This is a genomic window from Paraoerskovia sediminicola (assembly GCF_030296575.1).
Lineage (GTDB): Bacteria > Actinomycetota > Actinomycetes > Actinomycetales > Cellulomonadaceae > Paraoerskovia > Paraoerskovia sediminicola.
Window position 1 is genome coordinate 948,800 of sequence record NZ_AP027729.1, and the last position, 12,231, is coordinate 961,030.

Consider the following 12,231-nt stretch of genomic DNA (forward strand, 5'->3'; position numbering starts at 1 on the left):
ACGGCCACACGACCCACAGGCATGTGTACAAAATCTGTGGAAAACCTCGGTCGCCGACAGGCTGGACCTCAGCCTGAGGGTTAGCACGGATGTCCCGTTCCAGCACATTCTCGCGGAAAATCACCCGCGCTGGGCTGATCGCACGCCGTCCACAGCGCGGTCCACAGCGCTGGCCTGCTGTTTCGGGTTATACACACAGGGTTGTGGACAACCTCTGTGGACAACTCGTCACACCCAGACGCTCCCGCCGCGCGACATCTCCGCCCGCGCGCGCAGCTCGTCCGACCCGACGACGAAGCCGCTGTCGCTCACCACCGTCCCTCCGATGCGCGCGGTCAGCGCCACGGACAGCCCTGCGATCGCCGAACGGACCCTCTCCCGCGCGATGAGATGGGTGCCCGACGGATGCTCGACGTCGAGCTCGAGCGGCTCCGCGGGCCGCCACATCATCCGGTACTCGAACGGGCCGTACTCGCGCCACGCCCGCCGCTGCAGCGCCAGCGGGACGTCGGTCGCTCGCTGCAGCCAGACGTGCAGGTCGCCGTCGTACGGGGACTCACCCACGAGGGTGAACGCCGCCGGTCCGCGCTCCACGCGGCTCTCGTCCACGACGCGCGCGCCGGGCTGGACCTTGCGCAGCATCGGGAGCACCTGCCCCGCCGTCAGGGCGTGGGCGCTGTACAGCGTGAGGTCGACCGAGGACCGAGGGTCCGGCGTGACGACCTCGTTGGTGCTGGTCACCAACGAACCCCGCACCGCACGGGCCACGGCGACCGCCCAGCGCAGCGCGCGGAGCTCGGCGCCCACCGGCATCGCCGGACCGAAGGCGCGGACGAGTCCGTCCCGGTCCTCCGCCGCGGCCGCGGGACCGCCCCTCGCGGGCGGCTGCGCCGCGTGGAGCGCGTAGCCGATGGCGCCCTGTTCGACGTCGAGCGCCTGGGTCTGGGCCGGGGTCAGCGGGAACGGGCCGACGGCGCAGAGCTCGTCGTCGAGCGTGAGGATCCCCGGACGGGCCTCCGCACGGACCTGAGAACCCCGGAAGCGCGCCCCGACCGCCCGCGGCATCTCGGCTGTCGCCTGCACCGTGGAGACCGGCTCGCGAGCCCAACCCGCGTCGAGGTAGCGCGACCGAGCGTATTCCGCGAGGTCGGTGCCCTCGGGCACGACGAGTACGTGGTCGTGCGCGAGCTCAGCGGGTAGCGCCCCCGCGACACCGAGAGTCATGGCCGGAGGCTAGCGGGAGCAGGCTACGGCCATGTTTCGTGGTCACCGCCCGGAGCCGCCAACGGTCGGCGGCACTGGCGCGCCGGTCGGCGCCCCGGGATCAGTCCGCGTCGACGTCGTGCAGGTGGTGGACGACGTCGTGCACGAAGTACTGACCCAGCGTCCGGACCGTGAACTGCGACCCGTTGGACCGGCGTCCGGCACGGTCGAGCTGCTCCGGGGCGACCGCGTCGAACGACGCGGCGACCGCGGCGCCCGCGGCCGCGAGCTCGACGGCCACCACCCCCGGGTCCTGGAGCGCGTACTCGCCCGCGACCGCAGCGGTGTCCTGGTCCCAGTTGTCGAAGTCCGGGGTGTCGTAGGCGAGCATGAGGGCGAGCCGCTCGTCGAAGACGCCGAACACGTCGCGCACGTGCGCTGCGTACTCGAGCGCCGACCACGTCCCCGGGTCGGGGCGCACGGCGACGTCGTCCCGCTCCAGGACGGCGACGTAGCGGGGGACGGCGGCCGTCACGGCCGCACCGACGGCGCCGGGCGGGAGTGCCCCGGCGTCGAAGCCGCAGTCGGGGCACGGGCGGTCGAGAACCCAGGTCCAGTCCTTGGTGTCCGGCTCGATGGAGTCCATGCGCCGAGCATAGGGGCGCGTCGGCGCTGGGTGCGGACCTCCCGCCGCTGCCGTCAGAGCGCGTCGGCGGCCAGGAGGCGGTCCAGCTCGGCGTCCGAGAAGATGCGCGACCGGATCAGGAACCGCACGCCCTCCGGCGCCTCGAGGCTGAACCCGGCACCTCGGCCCGGCACGACGTCGATCGTCAGGTGGGTGTGCTTCCAGTACTCGTACTGGTTGCGGCTCATCCACACCGGGACCGTCGCCTGCTCACCGGGGTGAGGGCCGTCGTCCGACCCTACGAGCGACAGGTCGCCGAGGTGGACGTCCGCATCGCCGGTGAGGAAGTCGCCGAGCGGGTAGCACATGGGTGAGCTGCCGTCGCAGCAGCCGCCGGACTGGTGGAACATCAGCTCGCCGTGCTGCTCACGCAGGCTCAGCAGCATCTCGGTCGCGGCGGCGGTCACCGCGACCCGCTCGGGGACGGGGCGCGCCTCGTCCTTGATCTCGTCCACCATCGTGGGGCTCCTCTTCTCGAACCGGTGATCGTGTACCCGCGAACCGGGGGTCGTGGTCGATCCGACGGGCAGGATCGACCACGACCCCCGGTTCGGCAGGAGGGGTCTAGAAGAAGCCGAGCTTGTCCGGCGAGTAGCTGACCAGGAGGTTCTTGGTCTGCTGGTAGTGGTCGAGCATCATCTTGTGGTTCTCGCGCCCGACGCCGGAGCCCTTGTAGCCGCCGAACGCCGCCGCCGCGGGGTACGCGTGGTAGCAGTTCGTCCACACGCGGCCCGCCTGGATCTCGCGACCGGCGCGGTACGCGGTGTTCGCGTCCCGGGACCAGACGCCGGCCCCGAGCCCGTAGAGGGTGTCGTTGGCGATCGTCATGGCGTCGTCGAAGTCGCTGAAGCTCGTGACCGCGACGACGGGACCGAAGATCTCCTCCTGGAACACCCGCATGGAGTTCTTGCCCTCGAAGATCGTCGGCGTCACGTAGTAGCCGTCGGCGAGGTCGCCCCCGAGGTCGGCGCGGTGACCGCCCGTGAGGATCTTCGCGCCCTCGTCACGACCGATGTCGAAGTAGCTGAGGATCTTCTCGAGCTGGTCGTTGCTGGCCTGCGCGCCGATCATCGTGTCCGTGTCCAGCGGGTTGCCCTGGACGACGGCCTCGGTGCGCTTGATCGCGTCGCCGAGGAACGAGTCGTAGACCGACTCCTGGATGAGCGCCCGCGACGGGCACGTGCACACCTCGCCCTGGTTCAGGGCGAACATCGTGAACCCTTCGAGCGCCTTGTCGTAGAAGGCGTCGTCGGCCCGCGCGACGTCGTCGAAGAAGATGTTCGGGGACTTGCCGCCGAGCTCGAGGGTCACGGGGATGATGTTCTGGCTGGCGTACTGCATGATCAGCCGGCCCGTCGTCGTCTCGCCCGTGAACGCGATCTTCGCGATGCGCGGGCTCGACGCGAGCGGCTTGCCCGCCTCGACACCGAAGCCGTTGACGATGTTCAGGACGCCCGGCGGCAGCAGGTCCCCGATGAGGTCCATCAGGAACAGGATCGACGCGGGCGTCTGCTCGGCGGGCTTGAGCACCACGCAGTTGCCGGCCGCGAGCGCCGGTGCGAGCTTCCACGTGGCCATCAGGATCGGGAAGTTCCAGGGGATGATCTGCCCGACGACGCCCAGCGGCTCGCTGAAGTGGTAGGCCACGGTGTCTCCGTCGATCTCGGAGATCGAGCCCTCCTCGGCGCGGATCGCCCCGGCGAAGTAGCGGAAGTGGTCGATCGCGAGCGGGATGTCCGCGGCGAGCGTCTCGCGCACGGGCTTGCCGTTCTCCCACGACTCGGCGACCGCGATCATCTCGAGGTTCGCCTCCATGCGGTCGGCGATCTTGTTGAGGATGATCGCGCGCTCGGTCGCGGAGGTCTTGCCCCACGTCCGTGCGGCGCCGTGGGCGGCGTCGAGGGCGCGGTCGATGTCCTCCGCGGTGCCGCGCGCGACCTCGGTGAAGGTCTTGCCCGTGACGGGGCTGGGGTTCTCGAAGTACTGGCCCTTGGCGGGGGCGACGTACTCGCCGCCGATCCAGTGGTCGTACCGGCTCTTGTACTCGACGATGCTGCCGGCGGTCCCCGGCTGGGCGTAGACGGTCATGCGTGCCTGCCTCCTCGCGTCGGTCGGCGCCTCGTTGCGCCGTCCTGCTCGGACGGTAGGCCCGCAGGGGTTGCAGGAGCGTTGCAGGTCTGCCCGAGGCTCGCCGTGCACCCGATGGCGACTCTGCTTGGATAGGCGGTGGGCGCCGCAGACGGCGGAGCCCGACGCCGAGGTCGGAGGGCGGGCATGACCCGGTTCGATTCATTCACGACACTTCTGGGCACCGCGTCGTGCTGCGCGCTCCTCGTCTCGTGCTCCACCGGTCCGGACGACGACGCCCGTGCAGCGTTCGAGGACCGCCCAGTGCTGCCCTCCTGCGGCGAGCTGAACCTCAGCCAGGGCGAGGAAGAGCCCGCGTCCGCGCGGGAGTGCCTCGACGAGGCCGGGACAGCGGGGGCGGAGCTCACCGTCACCAGCCCGACCACCGAGGGCGACCCCATCACCACCTACTTCCGCGTCGGGCCCGGGATCGACGGGATGGAGATGTGGGTGGATGCCACGCAGGACGCCTACGGCTCCGGGGAGTGGGAGCTCTGGCGGTGTCCTGAGACGGTGACGGCAGTCGACCCGCTCGGCTGCGAGCCCGCAGCCGAGCCGATTGCTGCCGGCGTCGGCTGACCGGTCAGCAGAGCGAGCGGTCCAGCAGGGCGAGCCGCGCGCGGGCGCGGGTCGCGGCGGGCGAGCCCGTGGCCGCGACCCGGGAGAGGTGGCGCCAGGCGTCGTGGTCGTCGGCGCCCTCGCGGCTCGCCAGCCAGCGCTCGACCGCGCCGGCGTCGGACGACGCGAGCACCGCCCCGCGCAGCTCGGCCGACAGCTCCGCGCGGATCGCCTCGACGCCCGGCGCGACCGACCGCGGGAGCACCGGCCCCGGGTACGCCGCGAGCGCCCCGCCGAGGTCCCCGACGGCGAGCAGCGACCGGACGAGGGCGACGTCGGTCGCGAGCGGACGCGCGAGCCGGTAGGGGCGTGACTCCCCCAGCAGCGGCCCGACGGCGCGGCGCAGCCGCGAGACCTCGGCGCGCACGGCGACGTCGCTCAGGGTTCCCGGGTGCAGCAGCACGGCGAGCTCGTCCGCGGTCAGGCCTCGCGGGTCCTCGGCGAGGAGCAGCAGGATCTCCGCGTGCCGCAGGCTCACGTGCCGGTCGCGGCCCGGCCCGTGGTGCAGCGATGCCCCGCCGAGCACCTCGAGCCAGGTGCCGGACGTCGTCCCGCCGGCCGGGTGGGCGGTGCCGGGCAGGAGCAGCTCGCCTGCCGCAGCCAGGTCCGGTGCTCCCGGCGACGCGCCCTGGCCCGCCCGCCAGGACCGCTCGACGAGCTCGGACTCGACGGCCGCGACCGAGGCCCGGACGAGCGAGAGCACGACCCCGGACGCCGCGGACCCGCCGCCGGTCACGTCGAGCACGCCGACCACGCGCCCGTCGACGCCGCGGATCGGCGCCGCCGCGCAGTTGAACGCCTGGACGGGACGCGTGAAGTGCTCGGCACCGAGGACCTGGACGGGGCGCCGGGTCGTGAGCGCCGTCCCCGGCGCGTTGGTGCCCACCCGTTCCTCGCGCCACACGGCGCCCTCGACGAACCCGACCTGCCCCACGGCGTCCCGCACCCCGTGGTTCCCCTCGACCCACAGGAGGCGACCGACGTCGTCCGTCACCGCGACGACGAGCCCGTCCGTGACGGCGGCGTCCACGAGCAGCTCGCGCACGACGGGCATGACCGGGGCGAGCACGTGCGCGGCGCGGTACTCCGCGAGCTCGTGGTCGGAGAGCTCGACCTCGGGGTGCGGCGACTCCGGGTCGACCCCGTTGCGCAGGCTCCGTGCCCACGACTCGGCGACGAGCGGGCGGACGCCGGGCGCGAGGTTGCCGGTGGTCACGTAGGCCTCGTGGGCAGCGCGCACCCGTGCGGGGTCCTCGCTCGGGACCGTGCTGCGCATCGTCGCGCCTCCGGCTGCTGGTCGTCGGCGCCCCGTCCACGTCGTTGCGGCGCCTCGGCTCCACTGTAGGCACTCGGGCGCCGACGTGGGGTCTGCCGGACGCACCGTCCTGCACCATGTCGCGCCCGGGGCGTATCGCCATCTGTCGTCGTGCCGGTCGGATCGTGAAATTCTTTGCAAAGTACGGATGTGATTTCAGACACGTTTGCAACGGCGAAGGTCGCACCCCACCAGGTGAAGGACCGCGCCCCGATGCCCTCGTCCGGCCTCTCACCTGCGACGACGCGTCTGTGCACGCGCCCGCCCCCGACGCGATCGCGCCCCGCCCGCCCGAGCCGCGCGCCGTCGTCGGACGCTCACCCGCCGGACGGATCGCGCTTTTCCAGTGATCCGGGCCGACGCCCCGAGTACCGTTGAAGGGTGACGAACCCACCCATCGCGATCCGCGAGAACACCGTCGAGAGCTTCACTCGAGAGTTCCTCCGGGAACTGAACTTCGGGCAGGGGTGGACCTCCTCCAGGCCTCGGTCAACGACAAGTACCTCGCCCTGGCACGGACGGTCCGCCACTACCTGATGACCCGATGGCTCGAGACCGAACGTCGCCAGACCGAGCTGCAGTCCAAGGCCGTCGCCTACCTCTCCGCAGAGTTCCTGCTCGGCCGCCAGCTCGACAACAGCCTCCTGGCGACCGACCTCGAGGAGATCGCGGCCGAGAGCCTGCAGGGCCTCGGCATCGAGCTCGACGAGCTGCGCACCGTCGAGGTCGAGCCCGGGCTCGGCAACGGCGGCCTCGGGCGGCTCGCCGCCTGCTTCATCGACTCGCTCGCGACGCTCGACGTGCCGTCGATCGGCTACGGGATCCGCTACGAGTACGGGATCTTCAAGCAGACCTTCGTCGACGGCCGCCAGGTCGAGCAGCCCGACAACTGGCTCGAGCTCGGGTCGCCGTGGGAGTTCCCGCACCCCGAGGCCGCGGTCACCGTCAACTTCGGCGGTCACACCGAGAAGACCGCAGACGACGACGGCCGCGAGGTCAGCCGGTGGGTCCCGGGCTGGTCCGTCGAGGGCGTGCCCTACAACTACATGGTCCCCGGCTACCAGAACGGCCGCGTGAACACGCTGCGTCTCTGGAGCGCCCGCGCCACCAAGGCGTTCGACCTGCAGATCTTCAACGCCGGCGACTACACCGAGGCCGTGCGCGCCCAGACGTTCGCCGAGAACATCTCGAAGGTGCTCTACCCCGAGGACTCCACGCCCCAGGGCAAGGAGCTGCGGCTCCAGCAGCAGTACTTCTTCGTGGCCTGCTCGCTCCGCAACTTCATCGAGGACGTCCTGCCCGCAGGCTACGACCTCCACAAGCTGCCCGAGCGCATCACCTTCCAGCTCAACGACACGCACCCGGTCATCGCGATCCCCGAGCTCATGCGGATCCTGATCGACGAGCGCGGCTGGAACTGGGACGAGGCCTGGGACGTCACGAACCAGGTCTTCGCCTACACCTGCCACACGCTGCTGCCCGAGGCCCTCGAGGTGTGGCCGACGTCGCTGCTCGAGAAGCTTCTGCCCCGGCACCTCGAGATCATCTACCGCATCAACAAGGACTTCCTCGCCCGCGTCCGCGAGACGTACCCGGGCGACGAGATGCGGGCCCGGCACATGTCGATCATCGCCGAGAGCCCCGAGCGCGCGGTGCGCATGGCCTACCTCGCCACCGTCACCGGGTCCAAGGTGAACGGCGTCGCCGCCCTGCACTCGCAGCTCCTGCGCGACAAGGTGCTCAAGGACTTCTCGGACATGGAGCCCGAGAAGTTCACCAACGTCACCAACGGGGTCACCCCGCGGCGCTTCGTCCGCCTCGCGAACCCCGGCCTGTCCGGGCTGATCACCGAGGCGATCGGCGACGGCTGGGTCACGGACCTCGACCGGCTCTCCGAGCTCGAGCCGCTCGCCGACGACTCCGGGTTCCTCAGCCGCTTCCGCGAGGTGAAGGCCGCCAACAAGGCGCGGTTCGCCGACGTCATGGAGGCCCGCGACGGGATCCGGGTCGACACCGGCACGATGGTCGACGCGATGGTCAAGCGCCTGCACGAGTACAAGCGGCAGATGCTCAAGGTGCTGCACATCGTCTCGCTCTACGAGCAGGTGAAGTCGGGCGCACTGCCCATCGAGAAGGTCACGCCGCGCACCTTCGTGTTCGGCGCCAAGGCCGCACCGGGGTACCGGATGGCCAAGGAGATCATCGCGCTCATCAACGCGGTGGGCCGCACCGTCAACGACGACCCGGCGATGCAGGGCCGCCTGACCATCGTGTTCCCGCCGAACTACAACGTCACCCTCGCCGAGAAGCTCATCCCGGCCGCCGACCTCTCGGAGCAGATCTCCGTGGCCGGCAAGGAGGCGTCCGGTACGGGCAACATGAAGTTCGCCCTCAACGGCGCCCTGACGATCGGGACGGACGACGGCGCGAACGTCGAGATCCGCGAGCTGGTCGGCGACGAGAACTTCTTCCTGTTCGGCATGTCGGAGCCGGAGGTCGAGAGGGTCGTCTCCGCCGGGTACGAGCCGGCGTCGTTCTACGACAAGAACGCCGCGCTGCGCCGGGCGCTCGACCTCATCGCGTCGGGCGCGTTCTCCGACGGCCGTCGCGGGGAGTTCGAGCCGATCGTCGCGAACCTGCTCGAGCAGGACCGGTTCCTCGTCCTCGCCGACTTCCAGTCGTACATGGACGCGCAGGCGAGGGTCGACACGGCCTACGCGGACCAGGACGCCTGGACGCGCAGCGCCGTGCTCAACGTCGCCCGGACCGGGTTCTTCTCCTCCGACCGCTCGATGCGCGACTACCTCGACCGCATCTGGCACGCGGAGCCCGTCTCGATCGACGTGAGCAGCATGCAGGGCTGACGGTCCGGCCGCTGCCGGACCCCAGCGAGGGCCGCCGCAACCCACGGGTGCGGCGGCCCTCGCGCGTCCACCGATCTGACATTCAGGGCTTACGATGTCAGCATGCCCAAGATCATCGGCGGATCGCTCCACGAGCACCGGGAGCAGACCCGACAGAAGCTGTTCACCGCACTGTCGACCCTGATGGCCGAGAAGGGCTTCGACGCCATCTCGCTCGCCGACATCGCCTCGGCGGCCGGCGTCGGCCGCACGGCGGTCTACAACCACTTCGCCGACAAGGAGGCGCTGCTGCTCGGGTTCATCACCCACGAGACCGAGCAGTACGTCCGCACCCTCGAGCGGTCGCTCATCGGCGTCTCGGACCCGGTCGAGCAGCTGCGCACGTACATCCGCCAGCAGGCGCGCCTCACCCGCGTGTTCCACCTCGCCCCCGGGCCCGACCTGCGCCAGGTCCTCTCCCGCGCCACCCGCCTCCAGCTGCGCGAGCACATCGTGGTGGTCGAGGCGATCCTGCGGCAGATCATCACCGCCGGCATCGCCGTCCGGGAGTTCCCCGCTCAGGACGTCCAGGTGACCGTCGGCCTCGTCAACGCGTGCCTCTCGGGGCGCCTCGTCCCCGAGGAGCCCGAGGCGCGCGAGCGCGCGATCGTCGCGACCGAGGCGTTCGTGCTCCGGGCCGTGGGCGCCCGGGTGCCGGTCCCGGCCCGGTAGCGGACCGGCCACGGGCCGAGCAACAGGACCCGTAGGGGGCCCGCCTCTCAGACCCGCCGGGCCGCCCACTCCAGCAGGGCGTCCCGGACGAACCGCGCACCCTCCTCGCCGCCGTAGTTCGCCGCGAAGCGCTCGTCCGCGACGTACATCTCCCCGAGCCCGACGACGTAGTCGAGGTCGGGCTCCTCACCGGCGCCGGGGGTCCCGGGGATCGCCCCGAGCCAGGCGACGTGCCGCTCGGCCAGCGCCTGGCCCTGCGGCCCGTGCGGGTCCGCACCCGACCTCGCCGCGGCGGCCCAGTCGGCTCCGAGGCTCGCCGCGTCCCGCTGCCAGTCCGCGCGCTCGTCGGGCGACATGCCGCGCCACCACGAGTCCCCGGCCGCGTAGGCGTCGGAGCCCCAGCGCCGCTCCACCTCGTCCTTGTGCTCGGTGTGGTCGAACCCGTCGAGCATGTCCTTCGCCATGATGTCTCCGTCCTCCGGCGCACCCAGGTGCGCGATCGTCGTCTCGACCGACGCGATCTGCCGCGCCAGCCTGTCCTGCTCGCCCCGCAGCCACCCGAGGTGCGTCCGCAGCGCGGCGCGCTCGTCGGACTGCCCGTCGAGCGCCTCGGCGACAGCCGGGAGCCCGAGCCCGAGCTCGCGCAGCAGCAGGATCCGCTGCAGCCGGACGACGGCCGCGGCGTCGTAGTAGCGGTAGCCGTTGTGCCCGACCCGGCTGGGCGCGAGCAGCCCCTCGGCGTCGTAGTGGCGCAGGGTGCGGCTCGTCGTCCCGGCGAGCCGGGCGACCTCCTGGATCGACCAGTCCTGCCTCGTGGTGTCGGACGGCGCCCTCACGCCGTGCGCCCGGCCGTCTCGTGTCGTCATGGGTACGACGGTAGGACTTGACGCTGCGTCAAGGTCAAGGTCCTAATCGGGCCGCGGTCGGACCGCGGTCGGATCAGCCGACGGGTCGGGACGTGCCGAGCAGCAGCGTCCCGAGCTCCTCCGGGGACCGGACGACGGCGAGCGCACCGGCGGCCTCGACCTCCCCGGGCTCCGCGTAGCCCCAGGCCACCGCGACGGCGGCGAGCCCGTGGGATGCGGCGCCGTGGACGTCGTGCTCACGGTCGCCGACCATCACGACCTGCTCTGCGGGCGGGACCTCGTCGAGGGAGCCGAGGGCGTGGGCGATCACGGCGGCCTTGGAGCTGCGCGGACCACCGTCCGTGTCGGCGCCGAACACCCCCTCGGTCCCGCCCTCCATGAAGCGGTCGAGCCCGAAGTGGCTCGCGATCTCGCGGGCGAGGACCTGGGGCTTCGACGTCGCGACAGCCATCCGCACGCCGGCGTCCTGCAGCCTGGTCAGAGCCGACTCCATGCCGGGGAACACCGAGTTGCCACCGAGCATCCCGCCCGCACGGAAGAGGCGGCGGTAGACCGCCACGACGTCGTCGACCCGATCCGCCGGCACGCCCCTCTCCTGGATCCCCTGCGCCAGGGGAGGCCCGACCATCGAACGCAACCCTGCGGCGTCCGGCACCGGGAGCCCGAGCTCCGCGAAGGCCGCGGCCATGGACGATGTGATCCCCGGGGCGGAGTCGGTGAGGGTCCCGTCCAGGTCCAGGAGCACGAGGGAGGGCCGCCGACCCGGCGTCCAGCGGGGCGCTGAGTCGGGTCGCGCGTCGGGTCGGGGGTCGGCGTGCCGGGTCATGCGACCAGGGTGCCACCCCGCGACCTCGCCCAGTGTCGCCGCCCGCTCCGCTCCGTCCACACCCGGGCGTCGCGTCCCGATCCTCGGACGACGGCGCGCGGGCCGCGCGCTCACCGCCCGCGGGCGCTACGTTTCCCTCAGCAGCGAACGGCAGGACGACGGAGGCAGCACGATGTCGCAGGACTCACTCAGCCAGACCACCTTCGAGGTCGCCAAACGTGTCTGGGCACCAGCACTGGTCCGCGGCGCGGTGTTCCTCGTCATGGGGCTCGTCATGTACGTGTGGCCCGACCTCGGTCAGAGCGTGCTCAAGTGGCTGCTCGCCGTGGTCTTCGCGCTCCAGGCCGTGATCCTGCTCCTCGAGTGGAACAAGATGAAGGCGACCGACGAGTCCGGCGCGCAGTGGCGGCTGGGCGTCGGCATCACCGCTGCGGTCGCGGCCGTCGCCGTCGTGATCTGGCCGGAGTCGACCTTCACGGTCATCCTGCGGATCGTGGCGATCTGGGCGCTGGTCGCCGGCGTGATGGGGCTCGTGTCGGGGATCAGGGCGTTCCGAGCCCGGCGCAGGGCCTGGGACTGGGAGATCGCAACCGCGCTGCTGTGGACCTTCTTCGGCGTCATGGCACTCATCAAGCCGCTCGAGGACATCCAGACCATCACGCTCGGCCTCTCCGTGTTCTTCGTCTTCAGCGGCATCACGCTGACGGTCGCCGGGTGGTCCCTGCACGTGAGCAACAAGGACGGACGGAGCGCCGGCGCCTCGGTCGCATCGGACTCGTCGCCAGCGTCGGACGCCGGGGCCGCTTCCCCGGCGAGCGCTCGGGCGGCACGGTCCGCGAGCAGCACCGCCGCAGGAGCCCCGACCGGGATCAGCACGTCCGGCGGCAGCGCGTCCGGACCGACGGCGGGCGGCACGACGGGCAGCACGACGGGCAGCACGACGGGCAGCATGGACGAGCACGCAGGCGGCGCCGAGGGCGAGGCTCCCCCGGGTTCGACCTCCTGACCCTGGTGGC

Annotated in this window: 10 protein-coding genes and 1 pseudogene; 4 read left to right on the plus strand and 7 right to left on the minus strand. The window is 71.7% G+C overall.

Features of this window, described 5'->3' with window-relative positions:
* Positions 1-228: 228 nt before the first annotated feature.
* From QUE47_RS04495 to adh, 4 genes are all read right to left on the minus strand, one after another.
* Positions 229-1,224, minus strand: a complete 996-nt coding sequence (locus tag QUE47_RS04495) for a hypothetical protein (RefSeq protein WP_286218738.1) — start codon at positions 1,222-1,224, stop codon at positions 229-231.
* Positions 1,225-1,324: 100 nt separating this feature from the next.
* A complete protein-coding gene (locus tag QUE47_RS04500) occupies positions 1,325-1,849 on the minus strand; it encodes a DinB family protein (RefSeq protein ID WP_286218739.1) in 525 nt (174 codons plus the stop codon).
* Between the two features lie 53 nt (positions 1,850-1,902).
* Positions 1,903-2,346 carry a DUF779 domain-containing protein gene (locus QUE47_RS04505; RefSeq protein ID WP_286218740.1) on the minus strand — a complete coding sequence of 148 codons (444 nt, stop codon included), beginning with the start codon at positions 2,344-2,346 and terminating at the stop codon, positions 1,903-1,905.
* A gap of 106 nt (positions 2,347-2,452) precedes the next feature.
* On the minus strand, positions 2,453-3,976 hold the full coding sequence (gene adh / locus QUE47_RS04510; RefSeq protein ID WP_286218741.1) for an aldehyde dehydrogenase: 1,524 nt from the start codon (positions 3,974-3,976) through the stop codon (positions 2,453-2,455).
* A 186-nt stretch (positions 3,977-4,162) separates the two neighbouring features.
* Between adh and QUE47_RS04515 the strand changes: the two genes are divergently transcribed.
* Complete coding sequence (locus QUE47_RS04515) at positions 4,163-4,594, plus strand: hypothetical protein (protein WP_286218742.1); 432 nt, start codon at positions 4,163-4,165, stop codon at positions 4,592-4,594.
* A gap of 4 nt (positions 4,595-4,598) precedes the next feature.
* Here the strand turns inward: QUE47_RS04515 and QUE47_RS04520 are convergent, their stop codons facing one another.
* On the minus strand, positions 4,599-5,909 hold the full coding sequence (locus QUE47_RS04520; protein WP_286218743.1) for a sigma-54-dependent transcriptional regulator family protein: 1,311 nt from the start codon (positions 5,907-5,909) through the stop codon (positions 4,599-4,601).
* A gap of 420 nt (positions 5,910-6,329) precedes the next feature.
* On the opposite strand from QUE47_RS04520, the pseudogene QUE47_RS04525 reads away from it, so the two are divergent.
* Positions 6,330-8,812, plus strand: a pseudogene (locus QUE47_RS04525) (glycogen/starch/alpha-glucan phosphorylase).
* A gap of 102 nt (positions 8,813-8,914) precedes the next feature.
* Positions 8,915-9,523: a TetR/AcrR family transcriptional regulator gene (locus tag QUE47_RS04530; protein ID WP_286218744.1), complete on the plus strand. Its 609-nt coding sequence runs from the start codon at positions 8,915-8,917 to the stop codon at positions 9,521-9,523.
* A 47-nt stretch (positions 9,524-9,570) separates the two neighbouring features.
* Here QUE47_RS04530 and QUE47_RS04535 read toward each other — a convergent pair whose 3' ends face one another.
* The gene (locus QUE47_RS04535) at positions 9,571-10,389 is read right to left on the minus strand and encodes a MerR family transcriptional regulator (protein WP_286218745.1); all 819 of its coding nucleotides are present in this window, start codon (positions 10,387-10,389) and stop codon (positions 9,571-9,573) included.
* 73 nt (positions 10,390-10,462) lie between these two features.
* Positions 10,463-11,215: an HAD hydrolase-like protein gene (locus QUE47_RS04540; protein ID WP_286218746.1), complete on the minus strand. Its 753-nt coding sequence runs from the start codon at positions 11,213-11,215 to the stop codon at positions 10,463-10,465.
* Positions 11,216-11,387: 172 nt separating this feature from the next.
* On the opposite strand from QUE47_RS04540, the gene QUE47_RS04545 reads away from it, so the two are divergent.
* Positions 11,388-12,221 carry an HdeD family acid-resistance protein gene (locus QUE47_RS04545; RefSeq protein ID WP_286218747.1) on the plus strand — a complete coding sequence of 278 codons (834 nt, stop codon included), beginning with the start codon at positions 11,388-11,390 and terminating at the stop codon, positions 12,219-12,221.
* Positions 12,222-12,231 lie beyond the last annotated feature (10 nt).

Coding starts and splice junctions, on each gene's coding strand:
- QUE47_RS04495 (WP_286218738.1), bottom strand. CDS start 1,224: ATGACTCTCGGTGTCGCGGGGGCGCTACCCGCTGAGCTCGCGCACGAC.
- QUE47_RS04500 (WP_286218739.1), bottom strand. CDS start 1,849: ATGGACTCCATCGAGCCGGACACCAAGGACTGGACCTGGGTTCTCGAC.
- QUE47_RS04505 (WP_286218740.1), bottom strand. CDS start 2,346: ATGGTGGACGAGATCAAGGACGAGGCGCGCCCCGTCCCCGAGCGGGTC.
- adh (WP_286218741.1), bottom strand. CDS start 3,976: ATGACCGTCTACGCCCAGCCGGGGACCGCCGGCAGCATCGTCGAGTAC.
- QUE47_RS04515 (WP_286218742.1), top strand. CDS start 4,163: ATGACCCGGTTCGATTCATTCACGACACTTCTGGGCACCGCGTCGTGC.
- QUE47_RS04520 (WP_286218743.1), bottom strand. CDS start 5,909: ATGCGCAGCACGGTCCCGAGCGAGGACCCCGCACGGGTGCGCGCTGCC.
- QUE47_RS04530 (WP_286218744.1), top strand. CDS start 8,915: ATGCCCAAGATCATCGGCGGATCGCTCCACGAGCACCGGGAGCAGACC.
- QUE47_RS04535 (WP_286218745.1), bottom strand. CDS start 10,389: ATGACGACACGAGACGGCCGGGCGCACGGCGTGAGGGCGCCGTCCGAC.
- QUE47_RS04540 (WP_286218746.1), bottom strand. CDS start 11,215: ATGACCCGGCACGCCGACCCCCGACCCGACGCGCGACCCGACTCAGCG.
- QUE47_RS04545 (WP_286218747.1), top strand. CDS start 11,388: ATGTCGCAGGACTCACTCAGCCAGACCACCTTCGAGGTCGCCAAACGT.